The following is a 19,473-nucleotide window of genomic DNA, read 5'->3' as shown; positions in this document are numbered from 1 at the left end:
CAAAAAGAATCCAGCTCGTAAAAAAGCACGCGGCCCTTTTTCCTGGTCCACGTGCTTTCTGTTTATCGATTGAATTCAATAAGATTGCCGTCCGGGTCGGAGATAAACACTTGATGCCACTCTGTTTTGTTGTGCGGCTTATTCAGCATGGCCACATCATTCGCTTCCATCTTCTCTATGAATGCTTCCACATTATGTACACGTACAGCAAAGTGGGCATCGCGTGAGTCAATTTCCGTCGTATCTCTCCTCGCTTGTCCTGCCTCGTGCTGAATCAAATGGATTTGGGTCTCTCCTAATTGATACCAGGCACCGGGGAAGCCGAAGTCCGGTCGTTCCTTACTTTCTTGAAATCCCAATACTTCCCCGTAAAAATGTTTCGCCCTATCCAGATCCGTTATTAATATAGATACATGATGAATCCCTTCATACATTTCCAAACACTCCTTCTTTCTCTTACGTCTACCCTTTTTACATTCCATATATCCATACTAAATCCCTTTTAGAAATTTGCTATACTAAATAATGGAATGGATGAAGGAGGAGGAACCGAATGAAACGACTATATTTCCTGCACGGGTTCATGGGGACAGCAGAAACGCACTTCCAAAGCCAGCTTATTCATTTAAAAGAAGAGTTTGAACTTGTTCCCCTCGATTTACCAGGACATGGATCCTGCTCAACAGATGCTGGTGATCCATACTTCCCGTCAGCCCTCCAATGGGTAATCGAACGGATACAGGAAGAAGGAAAGGGCTTCCTATGGGGATTGTCCCTCGGAGCTTCGCTTGCTGTTCATACCGCGATCAAACTTCCACAGTATGTAGAAGGAATCATCCTGACAGGCTACACTCCCAGGATCCCCGAGTCGCTGACAGAGGTGATGAACAAGCAATATGACTACTTCCTTCACATCGAAGAACACGAGAGAAGCCTCGCCGACCAGTTCAAAGCCCTGCATGGGGACAGGTGGAAATCCACATTGAGAAACGTACTTCACGGGATGACCTTCCACTACCCTGCATTAGATGATGAAGCAATCGAGCAATTAACCGTTCCGACGCTCGTATTAAACGGAAGCACAGAGAAGCACGAACGGGAAGCTGCCATACATATGAAAGCACGTAACGCTGCCATCCAGATCGGTCTGCTTCCGAACGCCGGCCATACTGCAAATATGGACCAACCGGAAGCATGCAGTAAATTGGCATCGTCCTTCCTGCAAGGCTTGTAGACTAGCGAAACCATTCGACAAGGCCGATCATACTTAACAGTCCAATAAGAAAGGAAAAGGTCGCCAGGCGCTCGTATCCATGACCGTGTGTTTCCGGAATTAATTCTTTATATACGATGAACAACATGGCACCGGCGGCGAACGCGAGCCCGTATGGAACGATCCATAGCGCTGCACCAACGGCGAAGAAACCGAAGACGCCCGCAAAGAACTCAATACAGTCGGTAAGTGTCGCAAATAAAAATGCCCGCAGCTTGGACACTTCCTGATTCATAAGAAAGAGCGCGACAAGAAAACCTTCCGGAGCGTTCTGTAAAGCCATCGACAAAGCGACCACAAGCCCGAGATTGTCGACATCACTGGCAAGGCTGGCTCCGACTGACAGTCCCTCCGGAATATTATGAAGCGTCATGGCAACGACCAGCATCATCCCCTGAAACGGAAGCATCCGCCCATGCCTTTCATGGTCTGCATCGATGTGGGGAAGGACGTATTCCAAGGCATTTAATAGAAGCGCCCCCAGCAGGACTCCGAAACAGAGGACATATAAATTCGTCAGTTTAAGCGATGCCGGGATCAGTCCGTATGTAGAAGCAGCTACCATGACTCCAGCTGTGTAAGCAAGAATTGTATCCATACCCCTGTGGGAAATCTGTCTGATGGCAAGAACCGGCAGTGCCCCGGCCGCCGTTGCGAAAGCAGATATCAACATAATTCCGATATTCCAGTCCATGCCGCTCCCCCCACATTCGTCCTGCTTCCACTATACGTAACAGCATGTCCGGATAGAAGCTCTTTTCCTTTCACACAAAAAAGCCCCCTTTAAGGGAGCCTTTTTCACAGACTGTCTAGAAACTCCGAGAAAGGATCAAAGGGAGAAAAACCTTCCTCTCATGAAAATTTCAAAGCAACCATCGATAACTATAGGATACAGGAATGAAACGAAAGATAGACATGTATAACAAAGGGTGGAGGGGAATAGAGCAGACTCCTGTGGGAATAGTGGCACAGGTGAGACCCCGGAAGAGCGCAGCGATGAGAAGCCGGCCACCCCACGGACAGCGCTCTATTCCCCGGAGCCCGATTTCTCCCTCTGAAAAGTACTTCTTCTACAAGCTGAAAAAAGGCTCCCTGTAAGGAAGCCTCATCGTCATTCACCCAGCTGCTGAATTTCTTCGATTTGATCAACGATCTGCGACAGCTCACTCATTGTCTGAAACAGTTCTGTGTTTTCAATGACGGACGGGTCGAGTGTTCCGTTCTCCACGTTATCCAAGTAAACTTGGATACCCTCCAATGCCTTGTCATTCTGTGAAACGACCTGTTGATGCAGATCTTCCGCAACAGAAGGCGCATCCAGCTCATTGAATTCTTCTATATCCGCCTTCATTTCTTCCAGCTTTGTCTCCAGCTCACCAGCTGCATCCGGATCTTGAACTGCCTGTTCCGCAAGAGACGGTGCTTCTTGTGCAAAAGAACTGGCTTCATTGGCATATTCCGTCGCTTCATTGACGTACGACAGGGAATTATTCACTCCCTCCAGCATCGAACAACCGCCGAGCACGCCGATTGCTCCTACTAAAGCTGCCGATAATTTCTTCATGTCATCCCTACTTTTTTCTTTTTGTATAGCACGAACCCCATAAAAATAGACCCTCCATCCGAGGGCCTTCCTGCTATTGGAGCGCTTTGCTTAACCCTTTCAAATACCGGCTCGAAGCAAAACATGTCTCCCCGTTAATCATATGTACTTCCCGCGTTTTCTTATCAACGGATTTAATATTATCTTTATTTACGACATAAGAATTGTGACAGCGGTAGAAGCGCTCATCCAGTCCTTCCACTTCCTTCAGCTTCCCGTAGAATTCCACTTGGCGCTTTTCGGTGTGCATGATGATTTTGTGGAGTTTTGAGGACGTTTCAAAGAAAAGAATATCCTTGTAATCCTCACTGATCATTTTATCACCGCTCTTGATCTGGAACCGGGTCGAAGAGGAATCCTCGGAATGCGCCAGGTAGCGTTCACCGGCAGTTTTCACACAGTCGACGATTCGCTGCTGCAGATTCGTGAAATCATCCTTGATAATGTAGTCCATCGCCTCGACTTTATACAGGAAAGTGAGGTAAGTCAGCTCAGAGTGGGAAGTTACGAAGACGATGGCGCCGCGCGGATCATACTTTCTGATTTCAGCTCCAAGCACAATACCTGTCTTCTCGTGATTCAAATCAACATCCAGAAAATACAAACCATTTACGCGATTATCCGACAAGTATGTAAGGATCTCATTGGGATCGTCGGTAGAAAGGGCAACCTTCATATCCAGTTCTTCCATCATGATATAATTTTCTATGTACGTTCTCATCCGTTCTTTCTGCTGTGGGTCGTCCTCACAAATAAATACCTCTATCATATGAATCCCCCCTCTTCAAAAATCTCTAACTGCTGGAAGAACAACCTTCCTTCCATTTTCGTTTCCAGCGTCACATTCTCAAGTTTTGACGTGATTTCTTTCAAGTTAGTGAGCCCTATGCCTCGATTACTTCCTTTTGTGGAAAATCCGTCTTGATAAACTTGAAACAGCTTAGGGACTTCCCCTTTCAACGTGTTAACAACGGCGATCAAGGTGGAACTTTCTTTTCTGACGAAGGCGATGTGCATCCTTCCCTGTTCCTGCTTTTCTGTTTCCTCCACTGCATTATCTAAAAGGATTCCGAGACATCTGCTGAGTAGAATAGCATCCATAGGCATATCCTCGATCGGTTCCACTGCTTCAAGATTCACATCCACCCCCGCTTCCTGGGCTTTGACAAGCTTGGAAACAAGTACTCCCTTGATCTCTAACATCTTAATGTGCTTTAGATCCCCAAGCTTATATTCATGCTTCTCCATGTCCTTCCCGGTAGGAAGTACTTTGTCATGAAAGAAACCTTTTAAGCCTTCCATATCCTCCTTCCTTATGAATTCTGATAACGAAGAGAGGATATTTATATAATCATGCTTAAATTTCCTAAGCTCTCCATACATTTCTTCCAGGTTCTCGGAATGGTTTCTTAACTGACGATATTCCTCCTGCTTATTCTTCCACTTCCACTCCTTCACGACCGTCGAGAGAAGGAGCAGACCAATGCCGATGAACAATATGAAATAAGCCAGGAACACGAAGCTGTTAAGAAGAACGATGTCTCTCGAAAACCCGTTCTCCCCGGAGATCAGAATCGTAACATAGACGAAAATAATAGTAAGGAGGAGCAGACCGGACAAGAAAGCCATATGCCTCCGCTCCAAAACCACCTTCGCCTTAATCTTTTTGAAAAAGTGTAAAGATACGAAAGTAAAACCAACAGCAGCTGCCGAAAAAACCACAACGTGAAACAACGAAGGGATCGGCGCTGTACCGATTTGGTCTATAGAAAAATCGAAGATGTAGAAGCCCACCAGGGAACTGACTTGATCACTTAATACGAGAATTAACAATGCAAAAACCGGGGAAGACAGACTCTTGATCACAGCTTTCGTTAGTAGATAGTTATATCCAAGAAGAATAACTAAGGGAATTACAATGCCCAAGGTGTCTATAAAGTAAAAAGAACTCATAGCAATAATGCCTAAGAAGATAGAAACAACTGCTTTGTGAAGCGTGGTAGATTTCAAGTCTACGAAGACAAAGTTGATACAACACAGTGCTGCGACTTGTATGAAGCTGATGATCAATGCAATCAAGAACGACGCTCCTCAAAAATCTTTTAGGAGCATTTTACCATTATCCGTTCTTTTTGGAAATGCAGATTAACAGATCTCGCTTCTTGACTTATCAAGGACCCGTGGGTAAATTTCATCTGCATCTTTTTCTCTTCTCCCTTCCATTTTAGTCCTGCTTCCTTCTCGTCACACGTAGAATAATTATAGAAATGCTCACAACAAAAGCAATGACTACGAGAGCCTGCCAAGTATCTGTATCGAAACGGAACTGCTGATTCCAAACATCAATGAACAAATGATTCATATGGTAAAGTGGATTGAACATTGCAATTGTTTGAATGATCGGCGGCATCAGGCTCACAGGTACAGAAAAATCTCCGGTAAACAAAACTACTTGAAATGTTAAAATCGAAAAGACTAACGCACTCCTCATATCATTGAACAACGCGTAGACAGCAGACGAAAGAAGGAGGAGAACCGCATTCAATAGAATGAAAAAGACGTAGGAGACCAGATAAGCAGCCGGCTTAAACGGCAGCCCATATAAGAAGATACCGATAGAATGGATAAGTAGGAAGCCGCAGCTGGTAATGATGACGGACTTCAAAATAGCCGAAAGTAACAAAGTTCTCTCCGGGACAGGAGAAATCTTAATCCTTTTTTCTACGCCTGTCGTCCGGTTCATCACCTTATCAAATCCAAAAGCGAAAAACACAACAGAAAAAGTAATGAACAGAATGAAAGACGGGGTGTATGTCTCGGCATAACCCAGACCGTCTATGTACGTACGGTCCCCCACCAGCTGCCCCATGAAAATATAGGCAACCGGCGGGACAAGGATAGTGAAGATCAAGTAGAACACTTCTCTTGAAAACATTAATAAATCATACCTAAGCTGAGTCGCCAGCATGATATCCCCCCTTAAATCGAGATGTTCGTTAAGTAATAGTCGTTAATCGAAGGGAATCCTTCAGAGAGTATGTTTGCGGTCGTATCAAACATCTCCACCTTCCCCCCTTCTAGGAAAAGCACTTTTTCACAATACTTCTCTACTTCGTCCATATCGTGTGTCGTAAGGATGACTGTCCCTTCATTCCGCTTGTTATAGGAGACAATGTAAGACCACAAAACATTCCTCATATGAGGGTCTAATCCTGTTGTCGGTTCATCAAGAATGAGGAGCTTGGGCTCTGATAAGAAAGCCACAGCAAGGCTCACCTTCTGCTTCCAGCCCCCAGAGAGCTTATCAAATAAAGTTTTTCGATGATCCTGCAGGTGGAAGTCTATGATTATCTGATCAAGGTCCACACTCGATTGATAATAGGCTTGAAATAGTTTCAACAACTCCTCTACCTTTAACGTCTTATAGAAATGGGTTGGTTGAAGCACGACAGAGATATCCCGACGAATCCTTTCCAGATCGTGCATAGATAGGTCACGTAGATTCTCCTGCATCACGAAAACGTCCCCGTCATCATAATTTTTCATAGTCATTAATATCTCCAGAAACGTAGATTTACCCGCTCCGTTCTTTCCAATCACACCGATGATTTCACCAGATTCTGCTTCAAAATCCATATCCTTTAATACATGGTTGTCTCCATACCATTTATGGAGCCCTCTCACGTTCAAAATCTTCATCTATAACCCTCCACTCGCTTCCATGACTCTCTTGCTATGAAAATCATAAAGCAGTGAAGCGTACAAACTCCGTTTCTGTCCTAAGATCATCGATCATCCACGTAACTGCTGATCCACCTCTGCACAAAGAACACTTATTCAGTCATAAACGTAAAAAAACTCCCTGGCGGTTGCCAGGAAGCAGAAATTTCTGGTATTCATAGTGTGATTTGGGTGATCAAAGCTTTCAGTTTCGTAATCGACAGCGGTGGTGCGACAGGATAATGCTTCTGGATAAAAGCATCCTTCTTCTTATTCCAAGCCTCCGGACCGACCTTTCCATCAAGAACGGCCATCATCTTCCCAATCAAGAGATTCGGATCCTGAAAAATGTATTCGCTCAGGTCGCTGTAGTAATTCGTAGTGCTCGACGCTAATGCTTTCAACTTCCAAATGAATGCTGGTTTACCAGCAAGCAGTGCTTCCATCACGATCGTCGATTCGTAACTGACGACCGCATCCACATTTTGCAGCAGATCATATAAGTGCACACCATTTGCGAACTTGACCGTTTTATATTTTTGCTGGAGGGCAAGCGTTTGGGACGTTCTACTCTGTTTGCCGTTCCTCGGCTTGATCAGAATGTTGTATTTCCCTGTTTTCAAGAGCTTATCAATGATGATTTGTGGAATTTCCGTCTCCTGATGATGCAGAACCAGCAGAATGGTCTTTTTAGTCGGTACAAGTTTGAACTTCGCCTGAAAGACTTTGGGAGACATCGGTTTTCTCTTCACCATTTCGTCGAACCTAGGATGGCCGACCACTTTGATGACTGCCGGAGGGACACCTTTACTGGTGTACCAGGCTACATCTTTCGTCCCGTACACACCGAGATAGGTAGCGGCACGCGGGAGGTAGCCGAATTCAAGCAATGGAATGCCGTGCTGAAGACAAATGGAGGGAATCCCTTTACTTGCAGCTGTCAATGCCAGTATCCTCGTGTCACTGCTGTTCGTCGTACCAAGCACGAGACAGGAAGCCGGGTAGCTCGCGAAGAACTTATTGGCAGCGAAGATCTGCTTCATGACGACCGGAATCTGTCTCAGAAATCGTTTCTTGAAATGTTTATTCCCGTAAATCAGATGCGATCGTTTGGAGAGAAGAATACGATTTGCTTTCTTTTTGAAATTATCTATCATCTTCTTAGGAATCGTTTCATATTTGCTTAATGCAATAGACGGAATGGATGATTTCACCTGGGACGGCCTGTGCATGAGCAGGAGAGCTTTACCAGGCTTGAATTGTTCAGCGATCAACGAAGAAGGGATGCGAAGGACATTGTCATAGAAGACGACCCTCCCTTTCCTCTTCACTACTTTCTTCCGGTAAGGGGCCAGATGTTTTTCAAAATGAGCCTGAATGCTTTTTTCTTTGACGATTTTTGTGCGAAGTATTTTCTCCGCTCCTCCGCCTTTTAATTTATGGATGGCATTTTCATGAATAAGGACATAATATGGCATGACGAGAGGCAGGGAAATCCCAAGGTAATTCAATGCTTTAAAGTCATTAATGAAATCACAATAGGATGACCAATACCTTCGTTCGAATTGATTCATGGTAGTCAAAGAACCTCCTTTCTGAAGGACCCGTGCAGCCATAGGTCCCTACCATTTATGAGTCCTTAACTATCTTATGCCGGGATGCTGATTCTGTATGGTTGTGTGACTATGGTTGCAGAAGGGAGAAAAATTTAATCACGAAGGAGCTTGGGATGAATGTTTGGTTGTTACATACACCTCTTTGATTTTCCTCCTTTATTACAGACTGAATATTCCCTCTATTCATCCGGTTGTACAAAATGACGAATTCGGTATTGTCTTCCAGTTTTCGCGTGCTATACTGTGGATATTAACTGAATAACCGATTTCATATAATAGCAGGGATACGGCCTGCGAGTTTCTACCGGTTCACCGTAAATGAACCGACTATGAAAGGAAGAAAAGAAGATGGATGATCGTGTTTGTCATGGTCGTTCTCTACGTTACATGCGCAGCAGCTTTGCTCCCTTCATAGTCAGGGAATGAAGCTGCTGCGCATTTTTTACTTTCCATAAGGAGTGATCCATTCTATGCATCTACTAGAAGAAAAGATAAAAAAAGAAGGCCGCGTCCTTTCCGACACGGTTATCAAGGTCGATTCCTTTCTCAATCATCAGATCGATCCACAGTTGATGAAGGAAATCGGTGAAGGCTTCGCCGAACGATTCCAACAGGCCGGCATTACCAAAATCCTGACGCTGGAATCCTCCGGCATCGCACCGGCCCAAATGACCGGACTCAGCCTTGGAGTACCCGCCATATTCGCAAGGAAGCGGAAATCCCTGACGCTGAATGACCATCTCTATTCTGCCGAAGTCTATTCGTTCACGAAACAGCAGACGAATGAGATATCTGTTTCGAAAGACTACTTGACTGCCGAAGATACCGTCCTCATACTGGATGATTTCCTCGCCAATGGACAGGCAGCACTCGGGCTTGTTGATATTGTTGAACAAGCCGGGGCAGCGCTTGCAGGTGTCGGAATTGTCATAGAGAAGGGATTCCAAGACGGCAGGAAGCGGCTTTTGGACAAAGGCATCCGGGTGGAGTCGTTAGCCATTCTATCTTCCCTTGAGAATGGAGAAGTACGCTTCGCTGAAGAGGAGGCGTCCGTATGAAAACAGGTGCACTGGCTGTCCAACACCTCCTTGCTATGTATGCGGGAGCCATTCTCGTCCCACTGATCGTCGGTGCTTCTCTTGGTCTGAATTCCGAGCAGCTCACTTACCTCGTCGCCATAGACATCCTTATGTGCGGCGTGGCGACGATCCTCCAGGTACTGAGGAACCGCTTCTTCGGGATTGGTCTCCCGGTCGTTCTCGGCTGTACGTTCACAGCCGTCGGGCCGATGATCGCCATCGGCGGCGAATACGGGGTATCTGCGATATACGGGGCGATTCTAGTATCCGGTTTGTTCGTCATCCTCATCAGCTGGTTTTTCAGTAAATTGGTCCGCTTCTTCCCTCCTGTCGTCACGGGTACGGTCGTTACGATCATCGGGATTACCCTGATCCCTGTTGCTATCAACAATATGGGAGGCGGCGAAGGAGCAAGCGACTTCGGATCCGTTTCAAATATTGCCCTTTCTTTCGGTACGCTCTTATTCATCGTGCTCTTATACCGTTTCACGACTGGCTTCACCAGATCTGTCGCTATTCTGATCGGCATCATCGCCGGCACCGCGGCGGCATCCTTCATGGGGAAAGTCGATGTCACTTCCGTCATGGAAGCTTCCTATTTCCATATGGTCGAGCCCTTCTATTTCGGTACGCCCACCTTCCATTGGTCTGCCATCCTGACGATGATCCTCGTTGCCATGGTGTCTCTCGTTGAATCGACGGGTGTCTATTTCGCTTTGAGTGACTTGACGAAAAAAAAGATCGAAGAGAAGGATTTAGCCAACGGCTATCGAGCAGAAGGGATCGCCATTCTGCTTGGAGGAGTGTTCAACGCTTTTCCTTATACGGCTTTCTCCCAGAACGTCGGTTTGATGCACATGACAGGCGTAAAATCACGGAAAGTCATTTTCGTCACAGGCGCCATGCTCATCACCCTCGGATTCATTCCTAAAATTGCAGCCCTGACCACAATCATCCCGGAACCTGTGTTAGGGGGCGCGATGGTTGCGATGTTCGGCATGGTCATTGCACAGGGAATCAAGATGCTCAGCGCTGTCATCGCGGAATCACACGAGAATTCCATGATCGTCGCCTGTTCTGTAGGGATGGGGCTCGGCGTAACGGTCGTGCCCGAGCTGTTCGCCAAGCTCCCTCAAAGCTTCCAAATCCTCACGAGCAACGGCATCGTCGCTGGAAGCGTAACAGCGATCGTTTTGAATATCCTATTCCATATGCTCCCTTCCAAAGCCTCTAAGAAGGTTACGGTACTAAGCGAACGAGGAGCTTGAACAAATAAGGGGAGCGTAAATGCTCCCCTTGTTTATTTCCATAGAATGTATATACTTATTAAAAAAACAACCAGGGAGAGATGACCATGAACATCCACCAGGCTACCATGGAAGAAGTGGAAGCAGCCGCTGTCTTATTCGATCAATACCGCCAATTCTACAAGCAAGATCCGGATTTAGAAGGAGCGAAAGCCTACATAGAACAACGAATGACGCGGAAGGACTCTGTCATCTTTCTCGTAAAAGAAAAGGATAACTACGTCGGCTTCACCCAGCTCTATCCGACCCATTCTTCCATTTCCATGAGGAACGCTTGGATATTGAATGATTTGTATGTCATACCAGCAGCCCGCGGCAAAGGCATCGGAGAACTTCTGTTGAACAAAGCCAAAGACTTTGCCAAAGATACCAGAGCCGTCAGCCTCAGCCTGTCGACTGCTTTTGATAATTATACGGCGCAAAAGCTGTACGAGAAAAAAGGGTACAGCAAGGAAGCTGATTTCTTCCACTACAGTCTTCCCCTGGACGAAGCCGCAACTATACAAAATCCCTGATAACAGGTAAGGTCAGGCACAGGTCCCGACCTTACCTGTTTTTTTGTCAAAAGGCCCTCATCACCTTCTTCCTCTTCCCGCACCTCCTGCATTCATAGATTGCTCCCGACGCCATTTGCTCATCCCAACCGATATGAACGAAACTGTGCCAGCCGACCCGGCAGCGAATGGCGGTCTCTTTATTAATCCTTACAGCATAGACGGTGAATAAGAACACAGCGGCGAAAAGACAGAGAAAAGGGAAGAAGATGAGGGCATCCCCCGTGATCCATCCCCATAGAAACAGAACCAAAGCTGCGAACAAGAAGACACCGGCAGACTTCTCTATCATGATATCCTCTCCAGACTTAAGCAGAATGTTCCTTTTATTCCCTTCCTTCAATCAGAAAAACTCTTCCTGGGAATATCCCAACAAGAGTCGCTTTCTGCTGTTATTTCAATTTTTTAAAGACCCGAAGCGTATACGCCTTCAATCCGGCAGCTTTTGCATTGCTTTCCGTCACTTGTTTAAAACCGAGATCTTCAAAGATAGCTTTGTAATTACGAGGGAAAATGTGCCAACCTGATGCTTGTTCTGCCTCAACCGTGATGATGTAATCCCGGGATATCCTTGCCATCTCTTCGAAAACCCAGTCGCTGTCCGGGTGTATATGAAGGAGCACGGCCATGGAAAACACGAGATCATAGGAATTGGACGGCAGGCGTTTGATGATTTGTTCCACGGGTGCATTCATGATGTGCGCCGCTTCGGCTAATTCCGGAAACGTCTCCTTCATCGCCATTACCGCTTCCTCGCTGATCTCAATTCCACTCAGGTTCTGGTAGCCCTGCTCTCTTAAATAGTTCAAGTTTCGACCGACGTTGCAGCCGACCTCCAGAATTTGTCCATTTCGGACGATGCATTTGCGGATATATTTGGTCAGGAACTCACTTCTCTCCACTCTTGGAGCATACAAATCGGGTGTACTGCTGCTCTTCCAGTGGTCATGAAGCTCTTCCATCGTTTTTTTCTCTTCTTCCATTCTCTTTATCCCCCCTTCTATTTTCAAGCATACGTTATTCTATGAAAGTTATGGAAAAGCGTATTGGTAGATGACTAAGATACTCTATCTTTTTATCGTTCGTTACAGAATTAAAGATCGAACAAGCTCTGCCAGAACCTTTGTAGAGGTTCCACTGCGGTTCTGGTAAAGGGATGCAATCGTCTTTTCCCTTACAGCATGATACCCCTGTTTATACGACCCATCCTCAAGTAAAAGACAGAGGGCTTCAACGAGCTCTTCCGGCTTCTCAAATCGATAGTATTCCAATGAATCGTAATAATTGGTAGAACTGCGGGACAGGCTGTTCAGCGACCAAAGCAGGACAACCTTTCCAGCAAGCATCGCCTCAAGAACGATCGTAGAGTCATAACTGATCACCGCATCCACATGACGGAGAACGTCATGCAAAGGCAGATCATCGACATAAGTGAGTTTTTTATATTTCTTGGCAAGTGCAAGCGTTGCCTCCGATTGGCGTTGTCTGCCGTTTCGTCGCTTGACTACTATGTTGTACACCGCATTCTTTTGCAGCTCAGAAAGAATGGAATCCACCATCTCCATCTCTTCATGATGAAGCACCAAAAGGATAGTCTTCCTCTTTTTATTCAACGATAATCGATGACAGAAGGCTTCTCTGCTCATCCCTTTCCTCTTATAAATATCATCCATACGCGGGTGGCCGATCATCCGCAGAGTAACGGACGGAACCCCCCGGCTCTCATACCATCGCTTGTCTCTTTCCCCATAAACGGCCTGGAACGTGGCCACTTTAGGAAGATAACCGAACTCCAGCATAGGAATACCATGCTGCAGACAGATAGTAGGAATTCCCCGCTGCGAGGCAGCAAGTACGAGACTGCGGCTGTCGCTGCTGTTTGTCGTACCGACGATCAGACAGGAAACTTCTGTCGTTTCAAAGAACTTGGCAGCTGCCGCGATTTGCATAAGCGCAGAAGGCAGCAGCATCCGGACCTTCTTCCGAAAATGAACATTTCCATAAATCGGATGGTCGACATACTGATCCATCGTACTATTCCATTCTTTGATAAACGATTTCTTCGTTTCCTTATCCACATGCTGAAGCGAGTAGAAGTACTTGGTCTTATAAGCTGTATAGGGATTGACCGACTGCTTCTGACACAGAATCAATGTCTCGCCAGGAGAGAAGGAAGACCGTAAGAGGTAATGGGGGATCCTTAATACCGCATCATAAAAAACGATTTTCCCTTTTCTTTTCATATTTCTTTTCTTATACGGCCTCAGTACTTGTTCAAAACGTGACTGCAGATCTTCTTCCTTCGCTAATGGGACAGACCACCTTCCCGCTGTAGCCGGGGTTCCTAACTTATGCAGCCCGCGATCCATGATCAGCACATAATAAGGGAGCACAAGCGCAGCAGGAATACCCATAAACTTCAACCCTTTAAATTTATCAAGAAAATCAAAATACGAACTCCAATAGTCTCTTTCATAATCATTCAAACGGAACCCCTCCTTGTTTCGAGAGACGCCGCAGGAGATCCATCAGTCTGGTACCGGACGGCTTGGCCGTTGGATACGCATGATTCAGAAACGACTGTCGTGTTTCTTTCACCTGCTGCTTCCACTGATCGTCGCTGAGGTATTTCCCTACCATACGGGCTACTTTCAGCGGACGCGGGTCTACTAACGGAGTCAGTTTGTCAAAATAACCTGTATAGGTTGGAAATGGGGTGGATAGCACGAACACTGGTTTATCCGCGATCATCGCTTCCAGACCTACGGTTGATAAATAGGTTAAGACGATATCGCTGTGGTGGATCAAATCATATAATGGAATCGATGCGGATGAATAGATATGAGGAGAAAGTTTCGTGAGCGGATGAGGTGTGCCCCGATAGAGGAAGTCTTTGATGATGATATTATAGTTTCCTTCTTTACTTAAGCTCTGGACCAGCGTCTCCCACTTATCGACTTGCTTATCTTCTCTTACAATCACAAGGATCGTTTTTTTGCCCGGGTTTATTTTCAACTGATGGACCAGCTCTGATTTCATCAGGGACGAACGGCGGAAGAGGTTATCAAACCGCGGATGACCAATGATTTCAACAGCCGTCTTCTTTACGCCGATCTTCTGAAACCATTCGGATTCAAAATGTCCGTACACCCCTTCCACGTCAGCAATTTGGGGCATGTACCCTATTTCATCCCCGATAATCCCATGCTGCATGCAGACCGTCGGAATACCAGCCTCTGCCGCTACCATAGCTATTGTCCTGCTCTGATAATAATGGGTGGATGCAAAAACGATACAGGATACAGGGTTTTTCCGGAAGAAACGATTCGTCTCTTCAATTCTCTGGACAATCCCTGCCAATTGTTTGTGGAAGTTCACTCGAAACGATGCATGGTTAAACATAGGGTGACCAGAGTATGCTTGAATGATTTTATCCGCTTGCTTTTGCAGCACCTGGACGCTTGCTTCTACAGGGACACGATAGGAACTCAAATAGTTGGACGGAACACCTTGGACCGGAATCCCTTTAACGATTTTCGGCTTCTTCTTTGCAGGAAAATCCTGAAGCAGTACGGTCTGGTCAGGCCGGAAATGCCGATCCATCGTCTCCTTTGGGAAGCGAAGGAGATTGGCCGCATTGTACAAGACGATTTTACCCTTTGGAGCCTTCATCCTTGGAAACAGTTTACTCTTTTTCTTTTTCACATGGGACTGCTTGTATTGATCGAATAGTGCCTGCAGAGTCTTTCTATCCTTCACATCATGGGATAAATGTTTACGGAATGCTGCATTCGGGAGGTTCTCCCATATATACGTATTCTCATGGTTCAAACTCCTGAAATGACACAGGTAAGGAATAGAGAACCCTTTATATCTGATCGACTGGAAAGCAGATAGAAACTCTGCATATAAGGACCAGTAATTTCTTGATGCGTCGTTCATGTCCACACTCCTTTCTGTTTTAGTGAGATTACTCCTAACTATATATATGAAGGCTCTATCAATCGTGTGAAGTTATCTACCTATCCTACGAACGGTTATCTATTAAAAATGAGCGAAAAGTAACACGTATGCACTCTTCCTGTTTCTTTCCGGCTTCCTTTTCCACAATAGGAACGTCACCTTCGACAGGAAGCCTTTTCAATAGACAAAATAGCTCAGCCCCTGCAATAGAAAAAGAGTAATTCCCTGCACCTAATAGTTCCCTGCGCCCATTCCCTTTCTGCCGTCAAAGGGATTAAAATGGTAGTAAGCCTCGATGGATGTCTGATGTATTCTGGGATTTTTTGCAATTAAAAGGGATATCAGGGAGGGGTTCTCCACCTTTTGTAGAACTATACATAATAGTACAGTTCACGCTTCACAGGTTCAGGCTTATACTAAAAGGAAGGTGACTAGTATGTTCAAAAATCCAGTATTTAAGAACGTTCTATTCAAATGGATGCCGCACAAGGAACAAAATATATGTGAGAAAAAACTTGAGAAAGTCATGAAACGTCTGAAGATTGACGATTACCACTTTAACTGGGACCGCAACAGCTGTTTTATCGAATTTGCATACCAAGGCGAACCTTACCGCCTGGAGCATTCGATCGAAAAGGCGAAAGAACGGGGAATTATTTTAAGAAACGGGTTGGACTGTTTGAATGAACTGACCCAGTCTCTCGAAGAGTTATGCGTCATTCTCGACCGTGGTATTTACAAATTCGAAATGTGGATTACAGGCATGAGGCTTCCTACTGCCAAACCGAAAGATGTCCCGGAGTTCCAGGAGGAATTCCACATTCGTTATAAATCAACCGGCACACAAGCTCCTCCCGAATTCCATAAGAACGAAGAAAACCTTCCGTTCCAAAACGAATTCGAGGAAGAAGCTCCGAATATCCAGCGTCACTCGCTGAAATAACAAAACCAGCCCTTTATGAAGGGCTGGTTTTCGTCTTGTTGAGAAAATCAAAAAATAGACTTCACTTCTATTTAGCTGTTAGAACCTCATCTTCAAGAACAAACGATCTCCACTTATCCAATAATGAAGAAACATTCCCGGCGCCCGCCCTCTCCCCACTGAATATCACTTCCTAAAAAATAAAAAAACCAGCCCTTTGCAAAGGGCTGGTTTTTCTTCCTTATGCTACAAACAAGCTGAGGATGAGCGAAACACCGAAACCGACAAGCGCGATGATCGTTTCCATCACCGTCCACGACTTCAACGTATCCTTCTCAGACAATCCGAAGAATCGGTTAACCATCCAGAATCCTGAATCGTTGACGTGAGAAGCAATAGTAGCACCAGACGCAATGGTAATAACCAGCAGCGCAAGCATCGGACCTTCGATTCCCATCGTGTTGATGACAGGAGAAATCAAGCTTGCTGCAGTAACCATCGCTACCGTTGCCGAACCTTGAGCGATACGGACAGCAGCAGCTACAAGGAAGGCGAAGACGATGATCGGCATATTCATGTTACTCATCGTATCGGCAAGGACATCGCCGATTCCTGTTTGTACAAGTACCTCACCGAAGACTCCACCGGCACCGGTGATCAAGATAATGACACCTGCAGGTTCCAGAGACTTCGTGGCAATCTTCTGGATTTCCTCTTTCGTATAACCACGGCGTGTTCCAAGTAGATAGAACGTAACTAAAGCGGTCATTGTTAAAGCAACACCGGGATCACCGATGAAGGAGAAGACCGTTACCCACGTGCTTCCTTCTGGTAAAGCGGCACTGCCGAACGTATTAAGTAGAATCAAGAATAGTGGAAGCAGGATAAGAAAAGCGATCATACCGAAGCTTGGAAGCTCCTTATCGTATTCTTTTCCTTTTGCTTCTTCTGCCATGTTCTTCAGCATTTCTGCCGGCACTTTGACATGAATTTTCTTACCGATGTACGTTCCGAATACCGGCCCTGCAAGGATCGCTGCCGGAATTCCGGCAATGAATCCGAAGAGGATAACCCAGCCGATGTTGGCACCGATCAAGGATGCTACAGCGATCGGTCCCGGAGTAGGCGGGATGAAGCTGTGTGTAACGGCAAGACCTGCAAGCAACGGAATACCGAAGTGCAGCAATGATTTCCCTGTTTTCTGTGCAAGACTATATAAAATAGGAACGAGAATGACAAAGGCTACATCTAGAAAAACGGGAATGGAAATAATGAAACCGGTAAGCACCAGCGCCCAGTTGACGCGTTTTTCACCGAATTTGTTCATCAAGGTCAAAGCAAGACGTTCCGCTCCGCCGGATGCTTTAAGAATTTCTCCGAACATAGCTCCGATACCGATGATGACCGCGACCTCAGCGACGGTACCTCCCATCCCTGCCTGAACCGCTTCCAAAACTTCCATCGGATTCATTCCGGACAAGAGCCCGACAATGTAACTGACAAGAATCAACGCGATGAACGCCTGCAGCTTCGTCTTCATGACGAGGAATAACAGCAGAGCGACTCCGAATACTGCAAGCAGGATCAATCCTGTTGTGGACATAATTATCTCTCCTTCATAGTTGTAAATACGAGTGAACTTTCTTTACCATTCAGCGACGGTACCGTCCGCATGCCGCCAGATCGGATTCTTCCAAAGCTCCGCCTGTTCCGACATTTCCTTGACTTTCTCTTCGTTGATATCGATTCCAAGCCCTGGTCCTTTCGGGATTTTCACCGAACCATTCTCATATTCAAAGACGGTCGGATCCACAAGGTAATCAAGCAGATCGCTTCCCTTGTTATAGTGAATACCGAGACTCTGTTCCTGGATGATGCAGTTAGGCGTACAGGCGTCGACCTGCAGGGACGCTGCGAGATTGATCGGTCCGAGCGGCGCATGCGGCGCGACTGCTACATCAAAGGCTTCTGCCATAGCGGCGATTTTTTTCGTTTCCAGAATTCCACCAGCGTGTGACAAGTCCGGCTGAATGATGTCTACTACTCCATCCGTCAATAATTGCTTGAATCCCCAGCGGGTGTAGTTCCGTTCGCCTGTTGCAATCGGAGTCGTCGTGTGCTGTGCAATCTCTCTAAAGGACTCTGCATTTTCTGTCAGAACCGGCTCTTCAATGAACATCGGACGATACTGCTCCAGCTCTTTGACGAGTATTTTCGCCATCGCTTTATGGACGCGCCCGTGGAAATCGATTCCAATTCCAAAATCCTGTCCGACAGCTTCACGAATTCCCGCTACCCTTGCTACTGCTGCATCGACTTTGGTATAGCTGTCTATGTAATTCATTTCTTCTGTACCATTCATCTTAATTGCGGTGAAGCCTGCCTCCGCTTTTTCCTTGGCAGCAGCTCCTACATCGCTAGGCCGGTCGCCTCCGATCCAAGAGTAAACTTGGATATTGTCACGGACAGATCCGCCGAGCATTTCATGGACAGGCATGTGGTAATACTTCCCTTTGATGTCCCACAGCGCTTGTTCGATACCGGAAATGGCACTCATCAGGATTGGTCCTCCACGATAGAAACCGCCTCGGTACAATACCTGGAAGTGGTCTTCAATGTTACGCGGATCTTTACCAATCAGATAGTCCATCAATTCTGTAACACAGGCAGCAACGGTATGCGTACGTCCTTCCACAACAGGCTCTCCCCATCCGCAGACGCCTATATCAGTTTCTATTTTCAAGAACAACCAACGTGGTGGCAGCTGATACAGTTTGAAATCTATGATTTTCATACTCTCTCCACATCCTTTATCGCTTCACTGAATTGTCTTGCCGTTTCTGTCAATTCCCTGAGTGCCGTTTCATCCATCGTCTTATTGGAAGGGACAAGCGAGCTGCCAAGCCCTGCGGCTACTGCTCCTTTATCAAAGTATTCGCGGACGTTGGACAGGTCGACTCCACCTGTAGGCATTAACGGGATGTGTGGCAGCGGTCCGTGTACATCTTTGATATACCCAGGTCCCATCGCTCCTGCCGGAAAGACTTTAATCATGTCTGCACCCTGCTCATAGGCTGTCAAAATCTCAGTCGGAGTCATTGCTCCCGGAATACTTACAACGCCGTACCGTTTCGCCATCGTGATCGTTTCTTTGTCGACCGTCGGCGAGAAGATGAACTGCGCTCCGGCAAGAATGGCTGTCCGTGCTGTTTCCGGATCCAGTACCGTTCCGGCTCCGACAATCATGCGCTCACCGAAAGCTTCCTTGACTTGACGGATATGCTCGTCGAATCGTGGAGTATCCACCGTGATTTCCATCATGTGCACCCCACCGTCATGAAGCGACTGGGCGATGTTCACTATATCTTCTTCTTGTTGCCCACGAAGAATCGCTACAAGCTTATGCTCTAACATTCGTTGAAAGACTGTTCCCATT

The 19,473-nt window shown here is 46.3% G+C and carries 20 protein-coding genes and 1 riboswitch; of the genes, 5 read left to right on the top strand and 15 right to left on the bottom strand.

What is annotated here, in order from left to right:
* Window positions 1-62 precede the first annotated feature (62 nt).
* Window positions 63-434 carry a VOC family protein gene (locus QRD89_RS02915; RefSeq protein WP_008636440.1) on the bottom strand — a complete coding sequence of 124 codons (372 nt, stop codon included), beginning with the start codon at window positions 432-434 and terminating at the stop codon, window positions 63-65.
* Window positions 435-553: 119 nt separating this feature from the next.
* Between QRD89_RS02915 and QRD89_RS02910 the strand changes: the two genes are divergently transcribed.
* Entirely contained in the window at window positions 554-1,234 is a 681-nt protein-coding gene (locus QRD89_RS02910; RefSeq protein ID WP_286096282.1) for an alpha/beta fold hydrolase, read from the top strand.
* A 1-nt stretch (window position 1,235) separates the two neighbouring features.
* On the opposite strand, the gene QRD89_RS02905 is transcribed toward QRD89_RS02910, so the two are convergent.
* The 7 genes from QRD89_RS02905 to QRD89_RS02875 all read right to left on the bottom strand — a co-directional run bounded on the left by QRD89_RS02905 (window position 1,236) and on the right by QRD89_RS02875 (window position 8,170).
* On the bottom strand, window positions 1,236-1,967 hold the full coding sequence (locus QRD89_RS02905) for a ZIP family metal transporter (RefSeq protein WP_286096281.1): 732 nt from the start codon (window positions 1,965-1,967) through the stop codon (window positions 1,236-1,238).
* A gap of 417 nt (window positions 1,968-2,384) precedes the next feature.
* Entirely contained in the window at window positions 2,385-2,837 is a 453-nt protein-coding gene (locus tag QRD89_RS02900) for a DUF6376 family protein (RefSeq protein WP_008636432.1), read from the bottom strand.
* Window positions 2,838-2,910: 73 nt separating this feature from the next.
* Window positions 2,911-3,642, bottom strand: a complete 732-nt coding sequence (locus QRD89_RS02895) for a LytR/AlgR family response regulator transcription factor (RefSeq protein WP_286096850.1) — start codon at window positions 3,640-3,642, stop codon at window positions 2,911-2,913.
* Window positions 3,642-4,955, bottom strand: coding sequence for a sensor histidine kinase (locus tag QRD89_RS02890; RefSeq protein WP_286096280.1), 1,314 nt, complete (start codon window positions 4,953-4,955; stop codon window positions 3,642-3,644). The genes QRD89_RS02895 and QRD89_RS02890 overlap by 1 nt, the downstream gene beginning before the upstream one ends.
* A gap of 145 nt (window positions 4,956-5,100) precedes the next feature.
* Entirely contained in the window at window positions 5,101-5,844 is a 744-nt protein-coding gene (locus tag QRD89_RS02885) for an ABC transporter permease (RefSeq protein WP_286096279.1), read from the bottom strand.
* A gap of 11 nt (window positions 5,845-5,855) precedes the next feature.
* A complete protein-coding gene (locus tag QRD89_RS02880) occupies window positions 5,856-6,575 on the bottom strand; it encodes an ABC transporter ATP-binding protein (RefSeq protein ID WP_286096278.1) in 720 nt (239 codons plus the stop codon).
* Window positions 6,576-6,772: 197 nt separating this feature from the next.
* Window positions 6,773-8,170 carry a CDP-glycerol glycerophosphotransferase family protein gene (locus QRD89_RS02875; protein WP_062515559.1) on the bottom strand — a complete coding sequence of 466 codons (1,398 nt, stop codon included), beginning with the start codon at window positions 8,168-8,170 and terminating at the stop codon, window positions 6,773-6,775.
* Window positions 8,171-8,460: 290 nt separating this feature from the next.
* A riboswitch (purine riboswitch) is annotated at window positions 8,461-8,562 on the top strand.
* A 120-nt stretch (window positions 8,563-8,682) separates the two neighbouring features.
* On the opposite strand from QRD89_RS02875, the gene QRD89_RS02870 reads away from it, so the two are divergent.
* The 3 genes from QRD89_RS02870 (at window position 8,683) to QRD89_RS02860 (ending at window position 11,113) form a co-directional block, all read left to right on the top strand.
* Window positions 8,683-9,270 (top strand): xanthine phosphoribosyltransferase, encoded by a 588-nt coding sequence (locus tag QRD89_RS02870; protein WP_062515561.1) that lies wholly within the window; start codon window positions 8,683-8,685, stop codon window positions 9,268-9,270.
* A complete protein-coding gene (locus tag QRD89_RS02865) occupies window positions 9,267-10,559 on the top strand; it encodes a nucleobase:cation symporter-2 family protein (RefSeq protein ID WP_008636428.1) in 1,293 nt (430 codons plus the stop codon). Before QRD89_RS02870 ends, QRD89_RS02865 begins: the two co-directional genes overlap by 4 nt.
* A gap of 86 nt (window positions 10,560-10,645) precedes the next feature.
* On the top strand, window positions 10,646-11,113 hold the full coding sequence (locus QRD89_RS02860; protein ID WP_286096277.1) for a GNAT family N-acetyltransferase: 468 nt from the start codon (window positions 10,646-10,648) through the stop codon (window positions 11,111-11,113).
* Between the two features lie 46 nt (window positions 11,114-11,159).
* On the opposite strand, the gene QRD89_RS02855 is transcribed toward QRD89_RS02860, so the two are convergent.
* The 4 genes from QRD89_RS02855 to QRD89_RS02840 form a co-directional block, all read right to left on the bottom strand.
* On the bottom strand, window positions 11,160-11,444 hold the full coding sequence (locus QRD89_RS02855) for a hypothetical protein (RefSeq protein WP_152413366.1): 285 nt from the start codon (window positions 11,442-11,444) through the stop codon (window positions 11,160-11,162).
* 100 nt (window positions 11,445-11,544) lie between these two features.
* Complete coding sequence (locus QRD89_RS02850) at window positions 11,545-12,135, bottom strand: class I SAM-dependent methyltransferase (protein ID WP_026578766.1); 591 nt, start codon at window positions 12,133-12,135, stop codon at window positions 11,545-11,547.
* A 102-nt stretch (window positions 12,136-12,237) separates the two neighbouring features.
* Entirely contained in the window at window positions 12,238-13,638 is a 1,401-nt protein-coding gene (locus QRD89_RS02845) for a glycosyltransferase family protein (protein WP_286096276.1), read from the bottom strand.
* Window positions 13,631-15,094 carry a CDP-glycerol glycerophosphotransferase family protein gene (locus QRD89_RS02840; RefSeq protein ID WP_286096275.1) on the bottom strand — a complete coding sequence of 488 codons (1,464 nt, stop codon included), beginning with the start codon at window positions 15,092-15,094 and terminating at the stop codon, window positions 13,631-13,633. The genes QRD89_RS02845 and QRD89_RS02840 overlap by 8 nt, the downstream gene beginning before the upstream one ends.
* A 457-nt stretch (window positions 15,095-15,551) precedes the next feature.
* Between QRD89_RS02840 and QRD89_RS02835 the strand changes: the two genes are divergently transcribed.
* On the top strand, window positions 15,552-16,058 hold the full coding sequence (locus tag QRD89_RS02835; protein WP_008636419.1) for a hypothetical protein: 507 nt from the start codon (window positions 15,552-15,554) through the stop codon (window positions 16,056-16,058).
* A 220-nt stretch (window positions 16,059-16,278) separates the two neighbouring features.
* Here the strand turns inward: QRD89_RS02835 and QRD89_RS02830 are convergent, their stop codons facing one another.
* Genes QRD89_RS02830 through QRD89_RS02820 form a run of 3 tightly spaced genes read right to left on the bottom strand, consistent with a single transcriptional unit; the run spans window position 16,279 to window position 19,472 of the window.
* Window positions 16,279-17,640, bottom strand: a complete 1,362-nt coding sequence (locus tag QRD89_RS02830) for a GntP family permease (protein ID WP_008636418.1) — start codon at window positions 17,638-17,640, stop codon at window positions 16,279-16,281.
* A 42-nt stretch (window positions 17,641-17,682) separates the two neighbouring features.
* Entirely contained in the window at window positions 17,683-18,831 is a 1,149-nt protein-coding gene (dgoD, locus tag QRD89_RS02825) for a galactonate dehydratase (RefSeq protein WP_286096274.1), read from the bottom strand.
* Window positions 18,828-19,472: a bifunctional 4-hydroxy-2-oxoglutarate aldolase/2-dehydro-3-deoxy-phosphogluconate aldolase gene (locus QRD89_RS02820; protein WP_008636416.1), complete on the bottom strand. Its 645-nt coding sequence runs from the start codon at window positions 19,470-19,472 to the stop codon at window positions 18,828-18,830. Before QRD89_RS02820 ends, dgoD begins: the two co-directional genes overlap by 4 nt.
* Window position 19,473 lies beyond the last annotated feature (1 nt).

The organism is Halobacillus sp. ACCC02827, assembly GCF_030291935.1.
Classification (GTDB): domain Bacteria; phylum Bacillota; class Bacilli; order Bacillales; family Halobacillaceae; genus Halobacillus.
The sequence above is the reverse complement of the archived record's forward strand: the minus strand, read 5'-3'. Positions and strand labels throughout refer to the sequence as shown.

What these genes read in the sequence shown, in the direction of transcription:
- QRD89_RS02885 (WP_286096279.1), bottom strand. Translation starts at nt 5,844, where the DNA reads ATGCTGGCGACTCAGCTTAGGTATGATTTATTAATGTTTTCAAGAGAA.
- QRD89_RS02900 (WP_008636432.1), bottom strand. Translation starts at nt 2,837, where the DNA reads ATGAAGAAATTATCGGCAGCTTTAGTAGGAGCAATCGGCGTGCTCGGC.
- QRD89_RS02830 (WP_008636418.1), bottom strand. Translation starts at nt 17,640, where the DNA reads ATGTCCACAACAGGATTGATCCTGCTTGCAGTATTCGGAGTCGCTCTG.
- dgoD (WP_286096274.1), bottom strand. Translation starts at nt 18,831, where the DNA reads ATGAAAATCATAGATTTCAAACTGTATCAGCTGCCACCACGTTGGTTG.
- QRD89_RS02880 (WP_286096278.1), bottom strand. Translation starts at nt 6,575, where the DNA reads ATGAAGATTTTGAACGTGAGAGGGCTCCATAAATGGTATGGAGACAAC.
- QRD89_RS02870 (WP_062515561.1), top strand. Translation starts at nt 8,683, where the DNA reads ATGCATCTACTAGAAGAAAAGATAAAAAAAGAAGGCCGCGTCCTTTCC.
- QRD89_RS02875 (WP_062515559.1), bottom strand. Translation starts at nt 8,170, where the DNA reads ATGAATCAATTCGAACGAAGGTATTGGTCATCCTATTGTGATTTCATT.
- QRD89_RS02905 (WP_286096281.1), bottom strand. Translation starts at nt 1,967, where the DNA reads ATGGACTGGAATATCGGAATTATGTTGATATCTGCTTTCGCAACGGCG.
- QRD89_RS02840 (WP_286096275.1), bottom strand. Translation starts at nt 15,094, where the DNA reads ATGAACGACGCATCAAGAAATTACTGGTCCTTATATGCAGAGTTTCTA.
- QRD89_RS02915 (WP_008636440.1), bottom strand. Translation starts at nt 434, where the DNA reads ATGTATGAAGGGATTCATCATGTATCTATATTAATAACGGATCTGGAT.
- QRD89_RS02865 (WP_008636428.1), top strand. Translation starts at nt 9,267, where the DNA reads ATGAAAACAGGTGCACTGGCTGTCCAACACCTCCTTGCTATGTATGCG.
- QRD89_RS02835 (WP_008636419.1), top strand. Translation starts at nt 15,552, where the DNA reads ATGTTCAAAAATCCAGTATTTAAGAACGTTCTATTCAAATGGATGCCG.
- QRD89_RS02860 (WP_286096277.1), top strand. Translation starts at nt 10,646, where the DNA reads ATGAACATCCACCAGGCTACCATGGAAGAAGTGGAAGCAGCCGCTGTC.
- QRD89_RS02850 (WP_026578766.1), bottom strand. Translation starts at nt 12,135, where the DNA reads ATGGAAGAAGAGAAAAAAACGATGGAAGAGCTTCATGACCACTGGAAG.
- QRD89_RS02820 (WP_008636416.1), bottom strand. Translation starts at nt 19,472, where the DNA reads ATGGGAACAGTCTTTCAACGAATGTTAGAGCATAAGCTTGTAGCGATT.
- QRD89_RS02855 (WP_152413366.1), bottom strand. Translation starts at nt 11,444, where the DNA reads ATGATAGAGAAGTCTGCCGGTGTCTTCTTGTTCGCAGCTTTGGTTCTG.
- QRD89_RS02910 (WP_286096282.1), top strand. Translation starts at nt 554, where the DNA reads ATGAAACGACTATATTTCCTGCACGGGTTCATGGGGACAGCAGAAACG.